The organism is Janthinobacterium fluminis, assembly GCF_028595325.1.
GTDB lineage: Bacteria > Pseudomonadota > Gammaproteobacteria > Burkholderiales > Burkholderiaceae_D > Janthinobacterium > Janthinobacterium fluminis.
Map to the genome: position 1 here is coordinate 162,025 of NZ_JAQQXR010000007.1, position 23,384 is coordinate 185,408.

22 protein-coding genes are annotated in these 23,384 nt (G+C 64.7%); 14 read left to right on the plus strand and 8 right to left on the minus strand.

What is annotated here, in order from left to right:
- The first annotated feature begins 147 nt into the window (after positions 1 to 147).
- From grpE to can, 4 genes are all read left to right on the plus strand, one after another.
- Complete coding sequence (gene grpE / locus OIK44_RS18360; RefSeq protein ID WP_273672778.1) at positions 148 to 675, plus strand: nucleotide exchange factor GrpE; 528 nt, start codon at positions 148 to 150, stop codon at positions 673 to 675.
- Positions 676 to 775: 100 nt separating this feature from the next.
- Complete coding sequence (dnaK, locus tag OIK44_RS18365; protein WP_273672779.1) at positions 776 to 2,725, plus strand: molecular chaperone DnaK; 1,950 nt, start codon at positions 776 to 778, stop codon at positions 2,723 to 2,725.
- A gap of 146 nt (positions 2,726 to 2,871) precedes the next feature.
- Entirely contained in the window at positions 2,872 to 4,005 is a 1,134-nt protein-coding gene (gene dnaJ / locus OIK44_RS18370; protein ID WP_273672781.1) for a molecular chaperone DnaJ, read from the plus strand.
- 104 nt (positions 4,006 to 4,109) lie between these two features.
- The gene (gene can / locus OIK44_RS18375; protein WP_273672783.1) at positions 4,110 to 4,781 is read left to right on the plus strand and encodes a carbonate dehydratase; all 672 of its coding nucleotides are present in this window, start codon (positions 4,110 to 4,112) and stop codon (positions 4,779 to 4,781) included.
- Between the two features lie 72 nt (positions 4,782 to 4,853).
- Here the strand turns inward: can and OIK44_RS18380 are convergent, their stop codons facing one another.
- Positions 4,854 to 5,135 (minus strand): hypothetical protein, encoded by a 282-nt coding sequence (locus tag OIK44_RS18380; RefSeq protein ID WP_273672785.1) that lies wholly within the window; start codon positions 5,133 to 5,135, stop codon positions 4,854 to 4,856.
- Between the two features lie 219 nt (positions 5,136 to 5,354).
- On the opposite strand from OIK44_RS18380, the gene OIK44_RS18385 reads away from it, so the two are divergent.
- The 4 genes from OIK44_RS18385 to OIK44_RS18400 are packed head-to-tail and all read left to right on the plus strand — an operon-like array spanning position 5,355 to position 9,017.
- Positions 5,355 to 6,233, plus strand: a complete 879-nt coding sequence (locus OIK44_RS18385) for a TauD/TfdA dioxygenase family protein (RefSeq protein ID WP_273672787.1) — start codon at positions 5,355 to 5,357, stop codon at positions 6,231 to 6,233.
- 34 nt (positions 6,234 to 6,267) lie between these two features.
- Complete coding sequence (locus tag OIK44_RS18390) at positions 6,268 to 7,293, plus strand: ABC transporter substrate-binding protein (protein WP_273672788.1); 1,026 nt, start codon at positions 6,268 to 6,270, stop codon at positions 7,291 to 7,293.
- A 3-nt stretch (positions 7,294 to 7,296) separates the two neighbouring features.
- Positions 7,297 to 8,145 carry an ABC transporter ATP-binding protein gene (locus tag OIK44_RS18395; RefSeq protein WP_273672789.1) on the plus strand — a complete coding sequence of 283 codons (849 nt, stop codon included), beginning with the start codon at positions 7,297 to 7,299 and terminating at the stop codon, positions 8,143 to 8,145.
- Positions 8,142 to 9,017, plus strand: a complete 876-nt coding sequence (locus OIK44_RS18400; protein ID WP_273672791.1) for an ABC transporter permease — start codon at positions 8,142 to 8,144, stop codon at positions 9,015 to 9,017. Before OIK44_RS18395 ends, OIK44_RS18400 begins: the two co-directional genes overlap by 4 nt.
- A gap of 50 nt (positions 9,018 to 9,067) precedes the next feature.
- Here OIK44_RS18400 and OIK44_RS18405 read toward each other — a convergent pair whose 3' ends face one another.
- The 4 genes from OIK44_RS18405 to OIK44_RS18420 form a co-directional block, all read right to left on the minus strand.
- Positions 9,068 to 9,772 (minus strand): DUF2059 domain-containing protein, encoded by a 705-nt coding sequence (locus tag OIK44_RS18405; protein ID WP_273672792.1) that lies wholly within the window; start codon positions 9,770 to 9,772, stop codon positions 9,068 to 9,070.
- Between the two features lie 185 nt (positions 9,773 to 9,957).
- Positions 9,958 to 10,356: a GFA family protein gene (locus OIK44_RS18410; RefSeq protein WP_273672793.1), complete on the minus strand. Its 399-nt coding sequence runs from the start codon at positions 10,354 to 10,356 to the stop codon at positions 9,958 to 9,960.
- An 88-nt stretch (positions 10,357 to 10,444) separates the two neighbouring features.
- The gene (locus OIK44_RS18415; RefSeq protein ID WP_273672794.1) at positions 10,445 to 10,846 is read right to left on the minus strand and encodes a hypothetical protein; all 402 of its coding nucleotides are present in this window, start codon (positions 10,844 to 10,846) and stop codon (positions 10,445 to 10,447) included.
- Positions 10,847 to 10,932: 86 nt separating this feature from the next.
- Positions 10,933 to 11,826 (minus strand): HTH-type transcriptional regulator ArgP, encoded by an 894-nt coding sequence (locus OIK44_RS18420; RefSeq protein WP_273672996.1) that lies wholly within the window; start codon positions 11,824 to 11,826, stop codon positions 10,933 to 10,935.
- A gap of 139 nt (positions 11,827 to 11,965) precedes the next feature.
- Between OIK44_RS18420 and OIK44_RS18425 the strand changes: the two genes are divergently transcribed.
- Both OIK44_RS18425 and OIK44_RS18430 read left to right on the plus strand, forming a co-directional pair.
- Positions 11,966 to 14,329, plus strand: a complete 2,364-nt coding sequence (locus OIK44_RS18425; protein ID WP_273672795.1) for a penicillin-binding protein 1A — start codon at positions 11,966 to 11,968, stop codon at positions 14,327 to 14,329.
- 10 nt (positions 14,330 to 14,339) lie between these two features.
- A complete protein-coding gene (locus tag OIK44_RS18430) occupies positions 14,340 to 14,963 on the plus strand; it encodes a trimeric intracellular cation channel family protein (protein WP_273672796.1) in 624 nt (207 codons plus the stop codon).
- Between the two features lie 7 nt (positions 14,964 to 14,970).
- Here OIK44_RS18430 and gabD read toward each other — a convergent pair whose 3' ends face one another.
- Positions 14,971 to 16,425, minus strand: coding sequence for an NADP-dependent succinate-semialdehyde dehydrogenase (gene gabD / locus OIK44_RS18435; protein WP_273672798.1), 1,455 nt, complete (start codon positions 16,423 to 16,425; stop codon positions 14,971 to 14,973).
- A gap of 285 nt (positions 16,426 to 16,710) precedes the next feature.
- Here gabD and OIK44_RS18440 point away from each other — a divergent pair, with 285 nt between their 5' ends.
- Genes OIK44_RS18440 through OIK44_RS18450 form a run of 3 tightly spaced genes read left to right on the plus strand, consistent with a single transcriptional unit; the run spans position 16,711 to position 20,055 of the window.
- A complete protein-coding gene (locus tag OIK44_RS18440; RefSeq protein ID WP_273672800.1) occupies positions 16,711 to 18,639 on the plus strand; it encodes a beta-propeller domain-containing protein in 1,929 nt (642 codons plus the stop codon).
- A gap of 58 nt (positions 18,640 to 18,697) precedes the next feature.
- Positions 18,698 to 19,291 carry a sigma-70 family RNA polymerase sigma factor gene (locus tag OIK44_RS18445; protein ID WP_273672802.1) on the plus strand — a complete coding sequence of 198 codons (594 nt, stop codon included), beginning with the start codon at positions 18,698 to 18,700 and terminating at the stop codon, positions 19,289 to 19,291.
- Positions 19,288 to 20,055, plus strand: coding sequence for a hypothetical protein (locus OIK44_RS18450; protein ID WP_273672804.1), 768 nt, complete (start codon positions 19,288 to 19,290; stop codon positions 20,053 to 20,055). The genes OIK44_RS18445 and OIK44_RS18450 overlap by 4 nt, the downstream gene beginning before the upstream one ends.
- Positions 20,056 to 20,126: 71 nt before the next feature.
- On the opposite strand, the gene OIK44_RS18455 is transcribed toward OIK44_RS18450, so the two are convergent.
- Positions 20,127 to 20,828 (minus strand): hypothetical protein, encoded by a 702-nt coding sequence (locus OIK44_RS18455; protein ID WP_273672805.1) that lies wholly within the window; start codon positions 20,826 to 20,828, stop codon positions 20,127 to 20,129.
- A 128-nt stretch (positions 20,829 to 20,956) separates the two neighbouring features.
- Positions 20,957 to 21,550, minus strand: coding sequence for a hypothetical protein (locus OIK44_RS18460; RefSeq protein ID WP_273672807.1), 594 nt, complete (start codon positions 21,548 to 21,550; stop codon positions 20,957 to 20,959).
- Positions 21,551 to 21,892: 342 nt separating this feature from the next.
- Here OIK44_RS18460 and OIK44_RS18465 point away from each other — a divergent pair, with 342 nt between their 5' ends.
- On the plus strand, positions 21,893 to 23,338 hold the full coding sequence (locus OIK44_RS18465) for a lysozyme inhibitor LprI family protein (protein WP_273672809.1): 1,446 nt from the start codon (positions 21,893 to 21,895) through the stop codon (positions 23,336 to 23,338).
- Positions 23,339 to 23,384: the final 46 nt, after the last annotated feature.

Consider the following 23,384-nt stretch of genomic DNA (forward strand, 5'->3'; position numbering starts at 1 on the left):
GCAAAGTTTTGTAACGGCGCCGCCGCCCCCGCCGCAGTCCGGTTTGGTATATCCCTTGAAACAGTAGGATATAGCCCCATCTGCCGGGAGTGTTGTAAAGAAGTATCGCCAAACTAATTTAAGTCATTGATTGTAGGAGTCTTTTAGATGCAAGATCAGGAAAACCCCGCTGTACCTAATGCGCAGGCCGAGGCCGCGCCATCGACTCCCGCCGAACCGACCCTGGAAGAGCAGCTGGCCAGCACGGAAGCCCGTCTTGCTGAAATGCACGACGCCTTCATGCGCGCCAAGGCCGATGGCGAGAACATCCGCCGCCGCGCCCAGGAAGACGTCGCGAAGGCGCATAAATTCGCCGTCGAAAGCTTCGCCGAAGCCATGGTGCCGGTCAAGGACAGCCTGGAGATGGCCTTGACGGTGGAGTCGCCGTCGCTGGACTCCTTGAAAGAGGGCGTCGAGATGACCCTGAAGCAGTTGTCGTCCGCGTTCGAGAAAAACCGCCTGCTGGAGATCATGCCGGTGCAGGGCGAGAAGCTCGATCCGATGAAGCACCAGGCCGTCGCCGTGGTGCCGGCGGAGCAGGAGGCGAATACGGTCGTGGCAGTGTTGCAAAAAGGATATATGATTGCGGACCGCCTGTTGCGTCCGGCCATCGTTACCACCGCGCAAGCAAAATAAATACAAATAATAAGCCGTGCGGCATCAAGACATCTTGAAAGCACACAGTTTTTCCACATATAAGAACCATCTGAACTTTAGCAAATAAGGAAAAAAAATCATGGGTAGAATTATCGGTATCGATCTGGGAACCACGAATTCCTGCGTTTCCATCATGGAAAACGGTCAGCCAAAGGTAATCGAAAACGCCGAAGGCGCGCGCACGACGCCGTCGATCATTGCTTACCAAGAAGATGGCGAAATCCTCGTCGGCGCGCCGGCCAAGCGCCAGGCCGTCACCAACCCGAAGAACACGCTGTTCGCCGTGAAACGCCTGATCGGCCGCAAGTTCGACGAGAAAGAAGTACAAAAAGACATCGCGCTGATGCCTTACCAGATCATGAAGGCCGATAACGGCGACGCCTGGATCGGCGTGCGCGACAAGAAATTGGCGCCGCCGCAAATTTCCGCCGAAGTGCTGCGCAAGATGAAGAAAACGGCCGAAGACTACCTCGGCGAAGAAGTGACGGAAGCCGTCATCACGGTGCCGGCCTACTTCAACGACTCGCAGCGCCAGGCCACCAAGGACGCCGGCCGCATCGCCGGCCTGGACGTCAAGCGCATCATCAACGAACCGACCGCCGCTGCCCTCGCCTTTGGCCTGGACAAGACGGAAAAGGGCGACCGCAAGATCGCCGTCTACGACTTGGGCGGCGGCACCTTCGACGTGTCGATCATCGAGATCGCCGACGTTGATGGCGAAAAACAATTTGAAGTGCTGTCGACCAACGGCGACACCTTCCTCGGCGGCGAAGACTTCGACCAGCGCGTCATCGACTACATCATCGAAGAGTTCAAGAAGATCAACGGTCTGGACCTGAAAAAAGATCCGATCGCCCTGCAGCGCATCAAGGCTTCGGCCGAGCGCGCGAAGATCGAACTGTCGTCCTCGCAACAGACGGAAATCAACGAGCCCTACATCGCCATGGCCAATGGCGCGCCGGTCCACCTGAACCTGAAGATGACCCGCGCCAAGCTGGAATCGCTGGTGGAAGAGCTGATCAGCGCGACGATGGAACCTTGCCGCACCGCGATCAAGGATGCCGGCGTTAAAGTGTCCGACATCGACGACATCATCCTCGTCGGCGGCATGACGCGTATGCCGAAGGTGCAGGAAAAGGTCAAGGAATTCTTCGGCAAGGACCCGCGCAAGGACGTCAACCCGGACGAGGCGGTCGCCGTCGGCGCGGCCATCCAGGGTTCCGTGCTGTCGGGCGAGCGCAAGGACTTGCTGCTGCTGGACGTCACGCCATTGTCGCTGGGTATAGAAACCCTGGGCGGCGTGATGACCAAGATGATCCACAAAAACACCACGATCCCGACCAAGTTCAGCCAGGTGTTCTCGACGGCCGACGACAATCAGCCGGCCGTGACCATCAAGGTGTTCCAGGGCGAGCGCGAAATCGCCGCCGGCAACAAGGGCCTGGGCGAATTCAATCTGGAAGGCATCCCGCCGGCAGCGCGCGGCACGCCGCAGATCGAAGTGACCTTCGACATCGACGCCAACGGCATCTTGCACGTGGGCGCGAAAGACAAGGCGACCGGCAAGGAAAACAAGATCACGATCAAGGCCAACTCCGGTCTGACCGAGGCGGAAATCCAGAAGATGGTCAAGGATGCCGAGCTGAACGCCGAAGAAGACAAGAAAGTGAAGGAATTGGCGGAATCGCGCAACCAGGCCGACGCGCTGGTGCATTCGACCCGCAAATCGCTGGTCGAGTACGGCGACAAGCTGGAAGCGGGCGAGAAGGAAAAAATCGACGCCGCGATCACCGACCTGGAAACGTCGCTGAAGAGCGCCGACAAGGCCGAGATCGACGCCAAGGTTGCCGCGCTGTCCACGGCTTCGCAGAAGCTGGGCGAGAAGATGTACGCTGACATGCAGGCGCAGCAAGCGGCCGCCGGCGGCGCCGAAGGCGCGCAGCAGCAAGCGTCCGGCGCGGCTGAGTCGAACGCCAAGCAAGACGACGTCGTCGACGCCGACTTCAAGGAAGTTAAAGACAGTAAGTGAGCTGTTTAACGACTTTTAGGTCGTGCGCTACGGCGCGGCGGATGCCGCGCTGACATGCCGAGCCGAGCGACCGTCCAGAACGGTACTCGACTCGGCTTTTTCGTGTAATTAGTACATCAGTAGATAGACTGCAAGGTGCCGACAACATGGCAAAGCGTGATTTTTACGAGACACTCGGTGTCGCGAAGAACTCTTCGGAAGAAGAGATCAAGAAAGCCTATCGTAAGCTGGCGATGAAATACCATCCGGACCGCAATCCGGACAGTAAGGAATCGGAAGAAAAGTTTAAGGAAGTCAAAGAAGCCTACGAGATGCTGACCAATCCGGAAAAGCGCGACGCGTATGACCGCTACGGTCACGCCGGCGTGGATCCGAACATGGGCGGCGGCGGTGGCTTCGGCGGCGGCGCGGGCGGCTTCGCCGACAGCTTCGGCGACATCTTCGGCGACATCTTCGGCGGTGGCGGCGGACGCAGCCGCAATGCCGGCCCGCAGGTCTACCGCGGCGCCGACTTGCGCTACAATCTGGAAATTACGCTGGAGCAGGCGGCGCACGGCTTCGACACGACCATCCGCGTGCCATCGTGGGACAAGTGCGACACTTGCCACGGTTCCGGCGCCAAGCCGGGCACGGCGCCGTCGACTTGCTCGACCTGCGCCGGCCACGGCCAGGTGCGCATGCAGCAGGGTTTCTTCAGCATCCAGCAAACCTGCCCGAAATGCCACGGCAGCGGCAAGGTCATCACCGACCCCTGCGCGCCGTGCGGCGGCGCGGGGCGCATCAAGCGCAACAAGACGCTGGAAGTGAAAATTCCCGTCGGCATAGACAACGGCATGCGCATCCGCTCGTCCGGCAACGGCGAACCGGGCACGAATGGCGGCCCGGCGGGCGACCTGTATGTGGAAATCCACATCAAGCCGCACGCCGTGTTCCAGCGCGAAGGCGACGATTTGCATTGCGAAATGCCGATTTCGTTCACCAAAGCGGCCCTGGGCGGCGAGATCGAAGTGCCTACGCTGTCGGGCAAGGTGTCGTTCACGATTCCTGAAGGCACCCAGTCGGGGAAAACCTTCCGCCTCAAGGGCAAGGGCATCAAGGGCGTGCGTTCCGGCTACGCGGGCGATCTGTTCTGCCACGTGGCCATCGAAACGCCCGTCAAGCTGACGGAAAAACAGAAGGACTTGCTGCGCGACTTCGAGAAGTCGACCAGCGAGGGCGGCGCCAAGCATAGTCCGCAGAGCAAAACCTGGAAAGACAAGGTCAAGGACTTCTTCGAGTAAGCCTGTCGAAGAGGGATCGGGCGCCCCGGCGCCCCTGTCTGACGGACCGCGGAATCGCCCTTTTCGGGCGCTTCTGCGGTCTTATTACATGTGAATGGGAGAATATGGACGAACCGAAAAGCGTATCGGCTCTGGCCTCGCTGTTGCAGAACAACCGCGCCTGGGCCGAGTCAATGGTGGCCAAGGAGGCGAATTTCTTCAAGAAGCTGGAATCCCAGCAGTCGCCCGAGTACCTGTGGATAGGTTGCTCGGACAGCCGCGTGCCGGCGAACGAGTTGCTGGGCCTGGCGCCCGGCGATGTCTTCGTCCACCGCAACATCGCGAATGTTGTCGTGCATTCCGATTTGAATTGCCTGTCGGTGCTGCAGTTCGCCATCGACGTGCTCAAGGTCAAGCATGTGATCATCGTCGGCCACTACGGCTGCAAGGGCGTGCACGCGGCGATGACGGGCACGCGCATCGGCCTGGCCGACAACTGGTTGCGCCACGTGCAGGATGTGCACCAGAAGCACGAGCGCTACCTGGGCGACGTCTTGACGAGCCGCCAGCGCGCCGACCGCCTGTGCGAGCTGAACGTGACCGAGCAGGTGGTCAATGTGTGCCAGACGACGATCGTGCAGGATGCCTGGGACCGCGGCCAGCAAGTGAGCGTGCACGGTTGGGTGTACGGTTTGCAGGACGGCTTGCTGAACGACCTAGACATCACCGTCGGCGCCGCGCATGAATTGGCGCCGCGCCTGGCGCAGCGCCTGCACCGTTACGCGGCCATCGCCTGACGCGGCCAGGGCCGGGCCGGCGCCGCATCGGCGCCGGCGCCCCGGCGGGTGCGCGGCCTGGTCCGCGCGCCGTTAACCCAGCAGCGGTTGCAGGAAGGCGTACAGGAACACGGCGGCGAAGGGGGCGGCCAGGAACATCCAACCCCTGCGCGTCATGAAGGGAATCGGATCCTTCTCCAGCTTCGCTTGCGTCTCTTTCGTGTCGACCTGGGCGCCGCGGTTGCAGACGCTGCAGGCGACGTGATACACCCGCTTCGACACCCAGCGGAAGTAATACACGTGGCGGTATTTGTATTGCAGCAGCAAATTGAAGGGACGCTCTTTTTCGCAGCTTGGGCAGGCACGCGTATCCACCTGTCCCAGATCCATGTTGTTACCGCCTGAACCCCAAATAATCATGTTTTCTCTCCCTGATGCCGGCGCTGGGCCGCTTAATAATGTAAAAATTTCCTTTCGGAAACGTTAAATTATACATAAAGCGGGCCGGAATCCGCATATTCATATCGGATATGCTTCGTTTGCAGATGCCGCGGGCCGGCATAGACTGGGCTTTTCAGCTCCCGAACGCCCATCATGTCCGCCGTCCTTGCCCCCGCCGCCGCGCATTTCCGGATCGAACTGTTCGATGCGCCGCTGGGCGCGCAAGTGGTCGGCCTCGACCTGGCGCAGCCCCTCAGCGACGCCAATTTCCGCCGCCTCCACCACGCCCACCTGGACCACCATGTGCTGGTGTTCCGCGCCCAGCGCATCACGCCGCAGCAGCAGATCGACTTCAGCCGCCGCTTCGGCCCGCTGCAAATCCATGTGCTGCGCCAGTTCCAGTTGCCGGGGCATCCGCAGGTGCTGCAGATCTCCAATATCTTCGAGAATGGCCAGCCGACGGGCCTGGGCGACGCCGGCCAGTTCTGGCATTCGGACCTGTCGTACAAGGAGGTGCCCAGCCTGGGCTCGATGCTGCATGCCCAGGAGTTGCCGCAGGATGGCGGCGACACACTGTTCGCCAATATGCACCTGGCCTGGGAAAGCCTGCCGGTGGCGCTGCGCCACGCCGTGCGCAACGCCCGCGCCGAGCACAACTACCTGGCCCAGTATGCCGAGCTGCAGCGCCGCAACCCCTTCCGCCCGCCGCTGACCCAGGCGCAGATCGACGAGGTGCGCCCGGTCGTCCATCCGGTGGTGCGCGTGCATCCGGAAACGGGGCGGCGCGCCCTGTTCGTCAGCGAGCACTTTACGACCCGCATAGTCGGCTTGCCGGACGACGAGAGCCGGGACTTGCTGGCCGAACTGTTCGCCCATAGCGTCAAGCCCGAGCACATCTACCGCCACCGCTGGCTGCCGGGCGACCTGGTGTTCTGGGACAACCGCTCGCTGCTGCATTTGGCGGCGGGCTGCCCGGCCACGCAGCGCCGCAGGCTGTACCGCACGACGATCGAAGGCGACATCCCCTTCTGATTTTTCCGCTTTACCACCTTTTTATGGAGTGCCCATGTCCCTGCTTGCCCCGATCCCGAAACGCCTGCTGGCCGCCGGCCTGGCCCTGATGTGCGGCGCGCTGATGACGGCGGCGCCGGCCTTGGCCGAGGGGCGCATCCGCATCTCCGAGCAACACGGCGTCACCTATCTGCTGCTGAACATCGCGCAGGAGCAAAAGCTGATCGAAAAATACGCCAGGCGCGAGGGCGTCGACGCCAAGGTCGAGTGGATCAAGCTGTCGGGCGGGCCGGCCGTCAACGACGCGCTGCTGTCCGGTTCGATCGACATCGCCAGCGCCGGCCTGGGGCCGTTGCTGACGATGTGGGACCGCACGGCGGGCAAGCAGAACGTCAAGGGCGTCGCCTCGCTGGGCAACTTCCCCTACTACCTGATCAGCAACAACCCGAAGGTGAAGACGCTGGCCGACTTGACGGACAAGGACCGCATCGCCGTGCCGGCCGTGACGGTGTCGGTGCAGTCGCGCATCCTGCAGATGGCGGTGGCCAAGCAGTGGGGCGAAAAGGAATACGGCCGCTTCGACCGCTTGACGCAGACCCTGCCGCACCCTGACGCGGCGGCGGCCGTGATCGCCGGCGGCACGGAAATCTCCGGCCACTTCGGCAACTCGCCCTACCAGGAGCAGGAGCTGGCGCAGAATCCCAACGCCCACATCATCCTCAGCTCCTACGATGTGCAGGGCGGGCCCAGCTCGTCGACGCTGCTGTACGCGACCGAGAAGTTCCGCAACGACAATCCGAAAACCTATCGCGCCTTCACGGCCGCGCTGGTCGAGGCGGCCCAGTTCGCCAGCGCCAACCCGGAGGAGGCGGCCGACATCTACCTGCGCGTCAGCAAGAGCGGCGTGGACCGCAAGCTGCTGCTGAACATCATCAAAAATCCGCAGGTGCAATTCAAGACGGCGCCGCAAAACACCTATGGCATGGCGCAATTCCTGCACCGTATCGGCGTGCTGAAAAACCTGCCGCCCAACTGGCGCGCGTATTTCTTCGACGACCCGGCCATCAGCCAGGGCGGTTAAGCGATGCAGCCGCCCACCTTGCAAATCGTCCGGCCGCCGGCCGCGCCGCAGCCGCTGCTGCGCGTGCGCGACGTCAGCCTCGCATACCGCAGCGCCGCGCGCACCGTGCGCGCCACCCACGAGGTCAGCTTCGACGTCCACCGCGGCGACCGCTTCGTGCTGCTGGGGCCGTCCGGCTGCGGCAAATCCTCGCTGTTGAAGGCGGTGGCGGGCTTCATCGCGCCGCAATCGGGCAGCATCGAACTGGACGGCCAGGCCGTGACGCGGCCGGGGCCGGACCGCATCGTTGTGTTCCAGGAATTCGACCAATTGCCGCCTTGGAAAACGGTGCTGGAGAACGTCATGTTCCCGCTGCTGGCGACGGGCCGGCTGGCGCGCGGCGCCGCGCGCGAGCGGGCGCAACACTGGATCGGCAAGGTTGGCCTGGGCGGCTTTGAAGACGCCCACCCGCACACCTTATCGGGCGGCATGAAGCAGCGCGTGGCGATCGCCCGGGCGCTGGCCATGCAGCCCGAGGTGCTGCTGATGGACGAACCCTTCGCCGCCCTCGACGCGCTGACGCGCCGCAAGATGCAGGAGGAACTGGGGCGTTTGTGGGAAGAACTGCGCTTTACCCTGCTGTTCGTCACCCATTCGATCGAGGAGGCGCTGGTGGTCGGCAACCGCATCCTGCTGTTGTCGCCGCATCCGGGGCGGGTGCGGGCCGAGCTCAACAGCCACCAATTCGACCTGCACAGCGCCGGCAGCGCCGGCTTCCAGGAGGCTGCCCGGCGCATCCACGGCCTGCTGTTCGAGGCGGACGGGGCGGCGCCGCCCGCAGCGCAGGAACAAGTTTACCGAGTGGCCATATGAGCCCGCTGCTGGAAGCGCCGATTCGCCAGGAAGTCGAGTACGCGCTGGCGCCGCTGGGCACGCTGGCGCTGGAACGGCCCTTGCCGGCGGGGCTGCGCCTGTGGCGGCAAGCCTGGTTGCGCAAAGCCCTGATCCTGCTGTTGCTGGCCCTGGTGTGGGAAGGGGCCGCGCGCTGGCAAGACAATGCCCTGCTGCTGCCTAGCTTCCTGGAAACGGCGCGCGCCTTTGCCGGCGGCGTCGTCAGCGGCGAACTGCCGGCGCGCGTGCTGGTGTCGCTGGGCGTGCTGGTGCAGGGCTATCTGGCCGGCATCGCCGCGGCGTTCGCGCTGACCTCGCTGGCCGTGTCGACGCGGCTGGGGCGCGACTTGCTGGAAACGCTGACCTCGATGTTCAACCCGCTGCCGGCGATCGCCTTGCTGCCGCTGGCGCTGCTGTGGTTCGGCCTGGGGCGGGGCAGCCTGATCTTCATCCTGATGCACTCCGTCGTGTGGCCGCTGGCGCTGAACACCTACGCCGGTTTCCAGGGCGTGCCGGAGACGCTGCGCATGGCCGGGCGCAACTACGGCCTGGGCGGCCTGCGGCTGGTGCTGCACATCCTCGTGCCGGGCGCGCTGCCGGCCATCGTCTCGGGACTGAAAATCGGCTGGGCCTTCGCCTGGCGCACGCTGATCGCGGCCGAGCTGGTGTTTGGCACCACGTCCTCGGGCGAGGGCGGGCTGGGCTGGTACATCTTCCAGAACCGCAACGAGCTCTATACCGACAAGGTGTTCGCCGGGCTGGCCGCCGTCATCGTCATCGGCCTGCTGGTCGAAAACCTCGGCTTTCGCACCGTGGAGCGGCTGACCGTGCGGCGCTGGGGTATGCAGCGTTGACATCCTGAGGCCGGGGCCCGGGCTTTTGTCCGGCCCCGTGCCGTCAGGTTTTACTGCTGCTCGCGGATACGGTCGGCAAGGATTTTTCCGTATTTGTTGACGATGGTCTGCACATCCGACATGATCCTCTGTTGCAAAAATTTGCGCATCGCGGCATCGACCTTTGCCCCGACCTGCTGCATTTTTTTCGCCGTTGCCGAATTCACGAAGTCGTCCATGAACTGTTTTTCCTGCGGCGTGAACCTCGCGGCGTACTGCGCTTCCAGCGAATCCGGGCTCGCGCCGCTGCGTTTGCTTTCCGCCGCAATCTCGTCGTTGACTATGCGCCTTTTTTGAAAAGTCGGGCTGCCGTAGAAATCCGCCATATCCTGGATTTCCTGAGCGCTATAATATTTTTGATAAGAAGCTTCCATCATCTCATTCACCAGGGTGGGGATAACAATGCTTCTTTGAAAATTCCTGATTTCCTCGGAAATTTGCGGCGCCATCTCCACGACGAGCACCCTGGCTTTCCTGCGCTGATCGTCCGTCATGGTCAGGTTTTCATCGATACCTTCCAGTGCGCTGTTTTTAACGATTTCCGCGCCGGATACCGAGGCATCTTCGATCATCGTCGGCCAGTTTTTGCCCAAATCCAGGGCTTTGACATAATTTTTCGATGCCTGATCCATATCGGCCGCCGGCGTTTCCGCATGGCTGGCAACACATGTCAGTGAAGAAAAAAGAAAAATACCAACTTTTAATAACTTATGCAAAATTCAGCTCCTGATACACGGTGATTAAATGATTTTATGAAATATTAGCATTTTTTAATGTTGTAGATGCTGGCGGGCAATATCTGAGCTCGATGTCACAATGCCGTCCTTGCCGCCCGCCTGTTATCGCCGGGGCATGGCACTGCTGAAAAAGGCACGCCGGCCGCGGTAGGCGGGCGCGGTCCTTAGAGGTGGCGCACTTCGGCCGGCGGTGTCAACCAGTTGTCATTGCGGCCGTCGAGATAGTCGATGGGAGCGTTGACGAGCTCGTCAACACCGACATCGTCGAGGCAACTGACGTTGAGGCCGTAGAACGTCCCCCAGCGCGGCGAATTGCCGGTGCCGAAGGGATGGACGCCGCAATGCTTGCAAAAGAAGTGCCGGTCAGTCTTGGTGTTGAACAGGTATTGACTCAAGTCAGCCGCGCCTGAGAGTAAGCGGAACGATTCCGCCTGGACAATCACGTTCCACAAGCGCAGCTTGGCGCAAATGGAACAGTTGCAGCGTATGGTGCCGCCGCTCAAGTCGATGTCCGCCTCGAAGCGAACGGCGCCGCAGTGGCAACTGCCGTGGTAGGTTTTCAATGTATCGGATTCCTTTGGTTTCGCCTATCCCCGTCACTAGGAACGGTTTGGCATTGCCGGTACATTTTAATCGAGGTCGATTGCACGCTCACTGTGCCATGCCTTCGCTGAGCGCCGGCACGGTGAGGGGTGTTGCGACGTCGCTTGGCGAGCGGAATTGAATACCTTCGGCTTCAGCGCCCCATGCGGGCAGGTTGTCCACGAACTCGCCAAGGGTGCGGGGTGGACTTTCCTTGAACGACATCTCTGCCAGTATTTTTTCTGGCATACATTCAATGTCGCATTCCCCGGTTCGGCTGTCGAGGCGGAATACCATGAAGCCGTCACCTTGTTTCTGTTGAATAAGGTAGGTAAATGGTTCCATGCGATTCGCGCGATACGCAAAGTGCTTCAGTAGCCATCTGAAATTGGAATACGACGCCGTCAGGGCGGGGGGTTTGGTTTTCCGGCAGCCACATTTGACGAGTATGTTGTGCAACCACAGTATCATCGCCAACTCCTTTTTTTATACCTTACACCATCAGGGCCTCCAGTCAAGGCGCGATGCGGCGTGCTTGCGGCAGCTCAGTGGCCTGGCTATTTCAAGATGGTGCGCGCGGCCGCGACGATCTGCCGCGACAGTTGCTCCATGCGCGGCGACTGCACCTTCCACGTGTGCCAGTACAGCGCCACGTCGGCCGGCCGGGTCGGCGCCAGCATGACCATGTCGTCCGCTTCGGCGCTGGCCTTGAGCAGCAGCTCCGGCACCATGCCGTAGCCCAGGCCGTAGCGTATCGCGTTGAAGTGCGAGGTCGCGCCCGGCACGTAATGGCAGGGGTAGGCGCCTTCCGGCAACCCCAGCCTGCTTTCCAGGAAGGACGATTGCAGCGTGTCCTTGCGCGTGTACGCGACCACCGGCGCGCTGCGCGCCGCCTTGCGCGTGAGCCCCTGCGGGAAGCAGCGCGCGCGGAAGTCCTCGGTCGCCACCAGCCAGTAGCGCATCACGCCCAAGGGCTCGGCCGAGCAGCCGCGCATCGGCGCCGGCTCGCTGCTGATGCAGCCGATCGCCATGCCCGTCTCCAGCAGCGCGTAGGTGTGGTCCTGGTCTTCCACGGTCAGGTCGAGCAGCACGCGCTCGCGTATCAGCACTTCGGACAGGGCCGGGAAAAACCAGGTGCCGACCGAGTCGGCGTTCAGCGCCAGCACCAGCGTCAGCGGCGCGTCCTTTTGCACGGCCAGCTCCGCCGCCAGGTCCGTTTCCAGCAGCTTCGCGCGTTTCAGGTATTGCAGCAGGCGCTGGCCGACGCGGGTCGCCCGCGCCGGCCGGCTGCGCACGATCAGCGCGTTGCCCAGCATGCTTTCGAGCGCGCGCACGCGCTGCGAGATGGCCGGCGACGTCAGGTGCAGCTGCGCGGCCGCCTGTTCGAAGCTGCCCGTTTCGATGACGGCGCGGAAGGCTTCCGTGTGCTTCGGGTTCAGATTCATCGGGATGGCCTTGGATAAGAAAAATTTAGCATTCCCAAATAATACTTAATTTTGATAACCTTCGTCCTTGTGCGGTGCACAATGCGTCTTTGTAAACGGCCCGACTGCGCCGCTGCGGTTCGGGCGCCACGAAGGGAGGGGCGATATGAAGCAAGAACAGAAGGGCGCGCCGCAATCCAGATTGGCCCGCCGTCTCAAATTCGCGCTGGGCCTGGCATTGGGCCTGGCGCTGGCCGCCGCGCTGGCCTTGGCTTACTGGGTCCGGCAGACCTGGCAGCAACTGCCTGCCGTCGACAGCCTGGCCCAGTACCAGCCGGCCCAGCCGCTGCGCATCTATTCCGCCGAGGGCACGCTGCTGGCCGAGTACGGCGAGGAGCGCCGCGAGTTCCTGCCGATCGCCCGCATCCCGCTGCTGATGCGGCAGGCGCTGCTGGCCATCGAGGACGCCCGCTTCTACGAGCACGGCGCCGTCGATTTCACCGGCCTGCTGCGCGCCGCGCTGGCCAACCTCGTCACCGGCCACCATGCCCAAGGCGCCAGCACCATCACGATGCAGGTGGCGCGCGATTTTTTCCTGACGCGCGACAAAACGCTGCAGCGCAAGCTCACCGAGATCCTGCTGTCGTACAAGCTGGAGCAGCACTACGGCAAGGACAAGCTGCTGGAGCTGTATATGAACCAGATTTACCTGGGCGAGCGCGCCTACGGTTTTTCGGCGGCCTCGAACATCTATTTCGACAAGCCGCTGGAAGAGCTCAGCGTGGCCGAGGCTGCCATGCTGGCCGGCCTGCCGAAGGCGCCGTCGGCCTATAACCCGGTCGCCAACCCGCTGCGGGCGCAGCTGCGCCAGCAGTACATTTTGCAGCGCATGCTGGCGCTCGGCTACATCACGCAGCCGGTCTACGACAAGGCCGTCACGGAAAAGCTGGTGCTCGGCTCCAGCCGCCACCCGTCGGTGCGGGCGGCCGCCTACACCGTCGAGGAGGTGCGCCAACTGGTGATGCTCAGCTATCCGGACACGGCCTACACCTCGGGCCTGGACGTGACGACGATACGCATGGCGCCGCAGCTGGCGGCCGACAAATACCTGCGCGCCGGCTTGCTGGACGCGCAGGGCCGGCGCGGCTATCGCGGCCCGGAGGCGGCGCTGGCTCTGCCGGCCGGCGGCGTGGCGGCGCAGGCGCGCAAGCTGCTGTCGCCGTATCCGGACAGCGGCGAATTGCGCGCGGCCGTCGTCAGCGCCGTCGGCCCCAAGCATATCGACGCCGTGCTGCGCGACGGCGCGCCCATCCGCATCGAACGCGTCGATCCGCGCATCGCCGCCAATCTGGACAAGCTGCCGGCCAGCGGCCGGCGCGCCATCGCCGCCGGCTCCGTGGTGCGCGCCTACCAGGACGGCGGCCAACGCTGGATGCTGGGCCAGTTGCCGGAAATGGAGGGCGCGCTGATTTCGCTCGACGCGAAAAGCGGCGACATCCTCGCCGTGGCGGGCGGTTTCGATTTTTCGCGCAACCACTACAACCACGCGATGCAGGCTTACCGCCAGCCGGGGTCGAGCTTCAAGCCCTTCGTGTATTCGGCCGCGCTGGAAAAGGGCTATTTCCCCGGCACCTATGTCGACGACACGCAGCGCCTGCTGCGCCCCAGCGAGACGGGGGCGCGCCCCTGGCGTCCGCGCAACTACGGCAACAACTACGAGGGTTTCATCACCGTCCGGCGCGGCCTGATGCGCTCGAAGAACATCGTCGCCGTCAGCCTGATGCAGGCGGCCGGCGCCGGCTACGTGCAGCAGTTCTCGACGCGCTTCGGTTTCGAGGCCGGGCGCAATCCCGCCTCGCTGCCACTGGCGCTGGGCGCCGGCGCCGTGACGCCGCTGCAGCTGGCGCAGTCGTATGCGGCATTCGCCAATGGCGGCTACCGCCTGGCGCCGAAGCTGATCAAGGAAATCCGCGACCGCAGCGGCAAGCTGCTGTACCGCGACGCGCCGGCCAAGGACGGCGGCCAGCGCATCATCTCGGCACGCAACGCCTATGTGATGAACAGCATGCTGAAGGACGTCGTCAAGGGTGGCACCGGGCGCGGCGCGCTGGCGCTGGGGCGGGCCGACGCGGCCGGCAAGACCGGCACCTCGAACGAGGCATACGACGCCTGGTTCGCCGGCTACTCCTCCGGCGTGGTGTCGGTGGTGTGGCTGGGCTACGACCAGCCGAAGACGCTGGGCGCGGCCACCGGCGGCTCGCTGGCGCTGCCGATCTGGAGCCGCTACATGCAGGTGGCCGTCGGCGAGCGCACGGAGCAGGACATCGCCGAGCCGGAGGGCCTGGCCATGGCCGACGGCGACTTCGTCTACGCCGAATACCTGGAGCACGACTGCCTGGACGACGGCAACGCCTTCATCCAGAGCAGCCTGAAGTGCGGCGCCGCCCCGGCCGAAGCGGTCCAGCAAGAGCCGAACGGCGACGCGCAGGAGCGCGAACGCATATTGCAACTATTTTCACCCGAAGAGTAAAGAGTCAACGATGTTGTTACACACCATATATCTGATCGCCATCGTCGCCGAAGCCATGTCCGGCGCCATCATGGGCATGCGCCGCGGGATGGACCTGTTCGGCATCTGCATGATAGGCACCGTCACCGCGCTGGGCGGCGGCACGATACGCGACGTGCTGCTGGGGCACTATCCGCTGGGCTGGATCGCCCACCCCGAGTACCTGCTGTTTACGATAGGCGCGGCCATCGTGACGGCGATGGTGGCGCGCCATCTGCATCACCTGCGCACCGTGTTCCTGCTGGTCGACGGCCTCGGCCTGGTGGCGTTCTGCGTGATCGGTTGCGACATCGCCCGCGCCGGCGGCATGCACCCGGCCATCGTCGTGCTGGCCGGCGTCATCACCGGGGTGTTCGGCGGCCTGCTGCGCGACGTCCTGTGCAACCAGATTCCGCTGGTGCTGCAGCGCGAGCTGTACGCCACCGTCGCGCTGTTCACCGGCGCGCTGTACGTCGGCCTGCTGTGGCTGAAGACCGAGCCGGCGCTGGCCGTGCTGGTATCGATCGGCGCCGGCCTGGCGTTCCGCCTGCTGGCGATGCGCTTCCACTGGCAGTTGCCGAACTTCGACGCCGAGCGCATCCGCGGTTTCGAGTGAAAGGCTGCTAGATGCCGCCCATGCAGATGTATTTGACGACCAGATAGTCCTCGATGCCGTACTTCGAGCCTTCGCGCCCCAGGCCGGACTGCTTGACGCCGCCGAACGGCGCGATCTCGTTCGAGATCAGGCCGCTATTGACGCCGACCATGCCGCTTTCCAGGCCCTCGGCGATGCGCCAGATGCGGCCGATATCGCGCGAATAGAAGTAGGCGGCCAGGCCGAATTCCGTGTCGTTGGCCAGCGCCAGCACCTCGTCGTCGGTGGAGAAGCGGAACAGCGGCGCCAGCGGGCCGAAGGTTTCCTCGCGCGCCACCAGCATGTCGCTGGTGACGTCGGCGATGACGGTCGGCTCGAAGAAGCTGTGGCCGAGCGCGTGGCGCTTGCCGCCGGCCAGAAGGCGGGCGCCCTTCGCCAGCGCGTCGGCGATGTGCTGCTCGACCTTCTCGACGGCCTTGTCCTCGATCAGCGGGCCTTGCGTGACGCCCGGCTCCTGGCCGTTGCCGACCTTCAGCCCGGCGACGGCCGCCACCAGTTTCGCGGCGAAAGCCTCGTAGACGCCGTCCTGCACGTAGAGGCGGTTGGCGCACACGCAGGTCTGGCCGGCGTTGCGGTATTTCGACGCCAGCGCGCCCTCGACGGCGGCGTCCAGGTCGGCGTCGTCGAAGACGATGAAGGGCGCGTTGCCGCCCAGTTCCAGCGACAGTTTCTTGAGCGTCGGCGCGCACTGCTCCATCAGGATGCGGCCGACCTGGGTCGAGCCGGTGAAGGTCAGCTTGCGCACGGCCGGATTGCCGGTCATCTCGGCGCCGATCGCGCGCGCGTTGCCGGTGACGACGCTGAACACGCCGGCCGGCATGCCGGCGCGCTCGGCCAGCACGGCCAGCGCCAGCGCGGAAAACGGCGTCAGCTCGGCCGGCTTGACGACCATCGGGCAGCCGGCCGCCAGCGCCGGGCCGACCTTGCGGGTGATCATCGCGGCCGGGAAATTCCACGGCGTGATCGCGGCGCACACGCCGATCGGCTCCTTGGTGACGACGATGCGCCGGTCCGGCCACGGCGACGGCATGGTGTCCCCGTAGATGCGCTTGCCCTCTTCGGCGAACCATTCGATGAAGGAGGCGGCGTAGACGATCTCGCCCTTCGCCTCGGCCAGCGGCTTGCCCTGCTCGGCCGTCATGATCAGCGCCAGGTCGTCGGCGTTCTCCAGCATCAGGTCGTGCCATTTGCGCAGGATGGCGGCGCGCTCCTTGGCCGATTTTTTGCGCCATGCGGGCCAGGCCGCGCCGGCCGCGGCGATCGCGCGGCGCGTCTCGTCCGCGCCCATCGTCGGGATGCTGCCCAGCGTCTCGCCGGTGGCTGGGTTCTTCACTTCGGTGCGCTCGCCGCTGTCGGCGTTGAGCCATTGGCCGTCGATATAGCCTTGTTGGCACAGCAGGGATGGGTCTTTCAAATTCAGCATGTCTGTGTCTTTCAAATAGTGGTGGCGCTGCCGCGCGGCGCCGCGTCCAGGATCGCCGGCGCCTCGCCTATTGCCGGCGGGAACAGGAAGCGGATCGCGTTGCGTACACGCCGCAAGCCAGTAATAGTAGACCTTTTTGCGGCGCGGCGTCCCGCACCCGCCTGGCGCCGGCGAAAACAATTCCTCCGGGTTTAACCCCTTTTCCTATCGGACTGCGTTTAACTCATCAACGCCGCCACATCGGTGCGCGGCACGACGCAGCATTTGCAGAAGGAGCAGCCCACCATGACGACATCCATCGCCGCCGGCATCGCGCTGGCGCTGGCCGCCGCACTGTCCGGCCACGCGGCCGCGGCCGACCCGGCCCCGAAAAAGACGCTGAGCGCCTTCGCCAGCGACGCCGCCGTGCGCGACTTCATCAAGCGCTACGGCGACGCGCAGCGCGCCATCCAGCAACGCCACCGCGCCAGCAAGATGGAAGAGGCGGCCGGCGCGCCGATGCCGATGTATGCGCCGTCCGTCGCCGCAAACATGGCGCCGTCGCCGCAGGGCGCGCTGGCCGCGCCGGCCGGCCCGGCCGCCGACTCCGTCACCAACACCCAGACGGCCGGCGTCGACGAGGGCGGCATCGTCAAGGTGCACGGCAAGCACCTCGTCATGCTGCGCCGCGGCCGCCTGTTCACCGTGAACGTCGGACAGGGCCAGCTCAAGCCGGTGGCGGCGCTGGACGCCTTCGCGCCCGGCACCGACCCGGCCGCCAGCTGGTACGACGAAATGCTGATCTCCGGCGACACCGTCGCCGTCATCGGCTACAACTACCAGCGCGGCGGCACCGAAATCGGCCTGTTCGACATCGACGCGGCCGGCGCGCTCAACTACCGCGCCACCTACCACATGCGCAGCAACGACTACTACTCGTCGCGTAACTACGCCAGCCGGCAGATCGGCAGCAAGCTGGTGTTCTACACGCCGCTGCGCATCAATCCGTGGCAGCACGACCCCCTCGACGCCTTCCCGGCGCTGCGCCGCTGGCAGCCGCAGGCGACGCCGGCGGACTTCAAGCGCATCGCCCCGGCCACGCGCATTTACCGCACCGACGAGCCGGTCGAAACGACCGGCGGCCTGGCGCTGCACACGGTGACGGTGTGCGACCTGGCCCAACGGGACATGACATGCCAGGCCAGCGCCGTGCTGGGTCCGCGCGGCCGCGTCTTCTACGTCTCGGGCGAGTCGGTGTATGTGTGGACGACGCCGGTGACGCGTGCCTACGGCCCGGAGCCGCGCCCGTCCGGCCTGTTCCGCATTCCGCTCGACGGCAGCGCCCCGAGCGCGCTGAAGGTGGCCGGCGCGCCCGTCGACCAGTTCTCCTTCCTGGAAAGCGGCGACGGCCATTTGAACGTGCTGGTGCGCGCCGGCGGCAGCGGCGACGGCATGTGGTCGGCCGAACGCGGCGGCGGCGACCTGGCGCTGCTGCGGGTGCCGCTGGGCCTGTTCTCGGACGGCCGCGACAGCGCGCCCGCCGCCAACTACAAGGCCCTGCCCAGCCCCGGTGGCTACAACCAGCAAAACCGCTTCGTCGGCGCCTATCTGCTGTACGGCAGCGCGACGCCGCAGCGCCCGGACGCGGCCTGGCCGCGCCAGCCGCTGTACGCGGTGCGCTGGGGCGACGCCAGCGGCGCGCAAACGCTGGCGCTGCCGCACGCCGTCGAGCGCATCGAAGCGATGGGCGGCAACGCCGTCGTCATCGGCGCGGCCGGCAAGGATCTGCACTTCAGCAGCGTCAGCCTGGACCGCGAGGCGGCCGTCGCCTACCGTTACATCCGCGCCGACGCGGCGCAGGGCGAGTCGCGCAGCCACGGCTTCTTCTACAAACCCATGCGCGCCGACGAGGGCGTGATCGGCCTGCCGGTGCTGCAGGCCGGCGTGGATGGCCCGCAACGGGGCCGCGCGCCGGCCGCGTCCGTGCTGTACCTGCAAAACAGCGCGCTCAAGCTCGATGAACTGGGATCGCTGCAGGCGCAGCCGGGCGCCCAGGCCGACGACGGCTGCCGCGCCTCCTGCGTCGACTGGTACGGCAACGCCCGGCCGCTGTTCCTGGCCGGGCGCGTGTTTGCCCTGATGGGCTACGAACTGGTGGAGGGCAAGGTGCAGGGCGGGCGCATGCAGGAAGTGCGCCGCGTCAGCTACGCGCCGCCGCCGCGCGTGCCGCGCTGACATGGCGGCAGGCGTGCCCGCATTGTCGCAGCCGGCCATCCCGGTTACACTGCCCGGCATGCCTGCCCCCCTATCGGATGAAGACTTGATGCTCAGCTACCGCGCCGGCGACCTGCCCGCGTTCAGGGAACTGTACCGTCGCCACAGCCTCGGCCTGTACCGCTTCATCGCCTGGCGCTGCCCGCGCCAGGCCTGGGTCGACGAGATCGTGCAGGACGCCTGGGCCAGCCTGCACGCGGCGCGCGCCGGTTACCAGCCGCAGGCGGCGTTCCGCACCTATCTGTACCAGATCGCCCGCCACCGCCTGATCGACATCCTGCGGCAGCGGGAAGCCTTGCCGGCCGCCGACCTGCCGGCGCCGGACGGCCAGGCCGAGTTCGAGCGCCTGGCCGACGCCGCGCACGAGGGCGCGTCGCCGGAGGCGTCGCTGGAGCAGAAGCAGCGCCACGCGCTGCTGCACGCGGCCATCCGCGCGCTGCCGGGCGAACAGCGCGAGGCGCTGGTGCTGCAGCAGTTCAGCGGCATGAGCATCGAGGAAATCGGCGTCGTCACGGCGGCCTCGGCGGAGACGGTCAAAAGCCGGCTGCGCTACGCCATGCAAAAGCTGCGCGCGCGCCTGCAGAATCTGGCCGGGGAGGGAGCGTCCGCATGAGCGCCAATGAGATCGACAACAACGACGACGCCGGGCTGGCGGCGCTGCTGCGCACGCTGCCGCAGGCGGGGCCGTCGGCCGAGCTGGATGCGGCCATCCTGGCCGACGCCGAAGCGGCCTTGCGCGCCGGCGCCGCGCCAGCCATGCCGGCGGCGGCCAACGATGCGGCGATGCCGCAGGCGGGGCGCCGGCGCATGCCGGGATGGTTGTCGCGCTGGAAGGTGCCGCTCGCCCTCGCCGCCAGTGTGGTGGTGACGGTGAACATGGTCGGCCCGGCTTGGTTCACGTCGGCGCCGCAGGAATTCCCGGCGCCGGCGCCCGCGCCGCAGCCCGCTCTGCCGGAGCCGGCGGCCGTAGCCGCCAGCGAGGCGGCCGCGCCTGCGCCGTTAGCCAATGTCGCAACGTCCTCGCCTGTGGCCCGACGCCGCGCCGCGCCCGAAGCGGCGCCGGTCGCCGCGGCGCCCGAGGCGGAGGCGGAGGCGCTCTCCGGGCGGCTGGTCGCCGCGCCGGCGCCGGCACCGCAATACTCGGAAAGAAGCGGACGCATGGCGGCGCCGTTGGCGAAAATGGCGCCGGCCGGTAATGCGCAAACAGAGGAAGCCGCGCCGGAGGCGCCGCAAACATGGTTGCTGAAAATCGAGCGCCTGCTCAAGGCAGGCATGCAAAAAGATGCCTTGGACGAGTGGCGCGCATTTCGGCTGGCGTATCCGGACTACGCGGTGCCGAAGGAACTCAGCGAGCGGATCGACGCCTTACAACCTTAGCCAGGCGGATGATCGATCCGCTGCCCTTGGTGTGGCTGGCCTATATCGTTTGCAATACACAATACAACAGCTTACCGCTGCGCCCCCATCTGGTAGCCATGAGCGAAGCGCTGCATGGCCCGGAAATACAAATCCTTGAACTTGACGTCCGCCATCTGCCTTTGCTGCGGCGTCAGCGCGCCGAGCGCCTGCCGGCCCAGTTCGGACGCCTGCGGGTCGTTCAATTTTTCCGCCAGCAGCGCCCAGGCGTAGGCGTCGACCGGCTTGCCTTCATCCAGGTATTTTTGCGCAAGGATCACCGCGACATGATTGTGGCCGGCAAGGGTAGCGTCTTCGAGGTACTGTTTGCCGATCTGCTGCGGGGAGGCGTCGGTCCGGTAGCCCGGTTCGCGCGCGAGCGTGTCGCTCTCCGAGTAATACCGCTCGCCCAACTGCAACATGGCGTAGATGTCGCCCTTTTCCACCAGGGCGGCGAGCGTTTTCACGCCCATTTGTTCGTAATCCGGCGGCGTTGCGTAGCCCAGCGTCTCCATTTTTTTGCGGCGCTGCTGGCGCTGCAGCGCCGGGTCCTCCTCTTGCGCCGGGGCGCCCCGGCCGAACGGCGACAGCGCCGACGACAGCGGTGCCGGCCCGGCCGTGCCGGCCAGCGGGACGCTGGCTGGCACGGCCGGGGCGAGCGGGCTTGTCCGCTCCGCCGCCTCGTCCCCGGTCGCGAAGAGCGCGTGCAGCGCAACGGCGCCGGCCAATACTGCAATGGCTGACAGTATCGTCAAGTGAGTTCTCGTCATATCGTTGGTCTTGCACCTCATTGCGATGGATCGGGGATGCCTGTCGTGTGAATCGATCATGCGGCGGCGCGGCCGGACCGCTGCAAGGGCCGGCCGCCGCCGCGAACATGCGTTTAGCGGGGAGGAACGTAGGGGCAGTAGCCCAATTGTGCCGGGAACGCCTTGATGCGGGCCTCGGAGTAGTCGCAGGCCATGATGCCGCCCTGGAATTGGTAGGTCGTGCCCGGGTTCATGCAGGTGGCATAGTACGACGGGTAGTTGCCGTTGTAGCATGGACCGGGAATGGGTACAGTAGGCGCGTCGGGGTCAATCGTGGAGTACCACAGGATTTTTTTGTTCGCGTCCATCACGTAGGCCGGGCCGTTGTCGGCCACGGCCAGTTTGAAGTTGGCGTTATCGGCATGGCCGCCGGTCTGGGAGTTCCAGACCGCCACGTTGGCGCTGTTGTACTGGACGAAATTGCCGTCGTGTTGGATCACGGCCATGGTGCCGTTGGCGTACGACGCCCATATCGGTTTCATGTCTGTCTTGCGGTAGACGACGAGGTTGCCGTCGCCCTGCTGGATCAGGAAGTACTTGCCATTGTCGGATTCGAGCGTTTGGCCGATTTGCAGCGCTTGGCCTGCCAACATTTCCTTGGCATGGGCGCCTGCCGCGCTCAATGCCAGCAGAGCGCTGCATATCAGTTTCATGGTATGTGTTTTCATGCGTGACGGCTTTCAAGGTTATGCTGGACTACCGCAGTTAAGGGAAAATTCATTAGCAAATATGGCTGCATCGCGGCGGGAAGCTGTCGGAGGTTTATTATCCTCAAGCTGTCCGGCCAGGCGCTCGCAATAAAATATCATACATGTAATATTTTATATTTGACAATATAACGTATATATTCTTCCCCAATGCACGTGGATTGTCACGAATGTCATGTTATTTTTGCGGTGCCGATGGGCGCGCCGAATTCGGTAAAATTCCAATCAAAAGTGAACGATATAAAAAAACCTGCAACAGCCATTCAGCACCTTGCATTAGTTCAATCCAACAAAGGAATCACAGTGGCGCTTAGTATCCGAAACCACCTGTCTTGCGTAGCCTTGCTTGCCGCGCTTCTTCCAGCTACACAGGCGCTCTCGGCGGGACTGGATTGCGCCCTGGCCGCGACGGCGACAGAAACCGCGATCTGCGCCGACCAGGCGCTTCGGCGCCTGGATAGCCGCCTGTCGTCCGTGTACGGGAAACTAAGCCGCGCCCAGGCGGCGCGACGCGACGCGCTACGGCAAGCCCAGTTAAGTTGGCTGGCAGGCCGCGACCGGTGCGGGGCAAGCGCCAGCTGCATTCAGCAACAGTATCAAGCGCGGCTCGAAGTGACGAGGGCGCAGTTGCGCGACGCCGTCGCCTACCAGCCGGATCATGTGGACCGGCAGGCCTTGGAGGATCTGCGCCAGGCCGTCGAGGCGATGCGCAAATCCGATGCCGAGTTCCCGCTTGAAAAAGTCTTGCGAGGCTTGGCGATCGACACGGGCATGACGCATTTCTCCAATGGGCATGAGGCCACGGAGTCGGACGGCAACGCGCATTTTCCCAGGACCCGGCCGGCTGGCGTGACTGGCGATGAATGGCGGGCCTTGCTGGCGTCCAACATCGACGGCGGTGGCGAGAATGGTTCGGCAAACTATGCGCTCGTCGATCTTGACGGCGATGGCCGGCGCGACCTCGTGATCAACTCCTACACCGGCGGAACCGGACTGTTCTCCTATACGAGCGCCTTGCGCCGGGACGGCGGCAAATTCATCGGCGCCTATCGGGGCGGCGTCGACGATCTGGGGCAAGACCCGGCAGACGATCCCGAGGACGCAGCCGGGACATCGTATCTATTCTCGACCAGCGGCCGCGGCGCCAATCAGGCCGGCTATTGGATTCGTCTGCGCGGGCGCGTCTATGCGGCCTACCAGGTCGGCTACTACGGCGTGGACAACCTTTATTTGTTGCGACCTTTGACGGTCATCGGCAAGGTGCCGAAACTCGCGCTTCACTACCGTTATCGACTCGCCGTGCCAAAGATCCAGAGTGACGAGGAAAAGGGCACGAAGACGACGCTGGCCCCTGCCTTGCATGCCGCGTTGACGCAGGCGCTCGCGCTCGTGAGCAAGGAGCAGAGCAATGACGTCGGCAGCCAGGAAAAACCGTTGTGCCCGTTCCCGTCCCCGGACTCGGTCGACGCGGACGAGCTCGGCACGTACTACGGTTACGGCACTGGGCACTACACCTATGAAATCGTCGGCGACATGCCCGTCTGGCTGGGGCGCCAGTGCCACATCGGCCGCTTGGTCGACTGGTTCGGGGCATACTCCGGCAAGGGGAAACTGTACGCGCAATTATGGGTGCGCAAGCCCGGCGGGAGCGAAGAGCCGTCGACTCAAACCTACACAGTCAAGGGTGTCCGAAGCGCCATCGGGGTGAAGACGTCCATTGCCAAGGTCGAAGGCGATAACGGCGCGTAAGGTGGGCCTTGTTAACAGGCCAGCCCAAAAAACTGCACATCCACAC

Excerpts from the sequence above, each read along its gene's own strand:
- grpE (WP_273672778.1), top strand. The coding sequence starts at position 148 with ATGCAAGATCAGGAAAACCCCGCTGTACCTAATGCGCAGGCCGAGGCC.
- dnaK (WP_273672779.1), top strand. The coding sequence starts at position 776 with ATGGGTAGAATTATCGGTATCGATCTGGGAACCACGAATTCCTGCGTT.
- dnaJ (WP_273672781.1), top strand. The coding sequence starts at position 2,872 with ATGGCAAAGCGTGATTTTTACGAGACACTCGGTGTCGCGAAGAACTCT.
- can (WP_273672783.1), top strand. The coding sequence starts at position 4,110 with ATGGACGAACCGAAAAGCGTATCGGCTCTGGCCTCGCTGTTGCAGAAC.
- OIK44_RS18385 (WP_273672787.1), top strand. The coding sequence starts at position 5,355 with ATGTCCGCCGTCCTTGCCCCCGCCGCCGCGCATTTCCGGATCGAACTG.
- OIK44_RS18390 (WP_273672788.1), top strand. The coding sequence starts at position 6,268 with ATGTCCCTGCTTGCCCCGATCCCGAAACGCCTGCTGGCCGCCGGCCTG.
- OIK44_RS18395 (WP_273672789.1), top strand. The coding sequence starts at position 7,297 with ATGCAGCCGCCCACCTTGCAAATCGTCCGGCCGCCGGCCGCGCCGCAG.
- OIK44_RS18400 (WP_273672791.1), top strand. The coding sequence starts at position 8,142 with ATGAGCCCGCTGCTGGAAGCGCCGATTCGCCAGGAAGTCGAGTACGCG.
- OIK44_RS18415 (WP_273672794.1), bottom strand. The coding sequence starts at position 10,846 with ATGATACTGTGGTTGCACAACATACTCGTCAAATGTGGCTGCCGGAAA.
- OIK44_RS18425 (WP_273672795.1), top strand. The coding sequence starts at position 11,966 with ATGAAGCAAGAACAGAAGGGCGCGCCGCAATCCAGATTGGCCCGCCGT.
- OIK44_RS18430 (WP_273672796.1), top strand. The coding sequence starts at position 14,340 with ATGTTGTTACACACCATATATCTGATCGCCATCGTCGCCGAAGCCATG.
- gabD (WP_273672798.1), bottom strand. The coding sequence starts at position 16,425 with ATGCTGAATTTGAAAGACCCATCCCTGCTGTGCCAACAAGGCTATATC.
- OIK44_RS18440 (WP_273672800.1), top strand. The coding sequence starts at position 16,711 with ATGACGACATCCATCGCCGCCGGCATCGCGCTGGCGCTGGCCGCCGCA.
- OIK44_RS18445 (WP_273672802.1), top strand. The coding sequence starts at position 18,698 with ATGCCTGCCCCCCTATCGGATGAAGACTTGATGCTCAGCTACCGCGCC.
- OIK44_RS18450 (WP_273672804.1), top strand. The coding sequence starts at position 19,288 with ATGAGCGCCAATGAGATCGACAACAACGACGACGCCGGGCTGGCGGCG.
- OIK44_RS18460 (WP_273672807.1), bottom strand. The coding sequence starts at position 21,550 with ATGAAAACACATACCATGAAACTGATATGCAGCGCTCTGCTGGCATTG.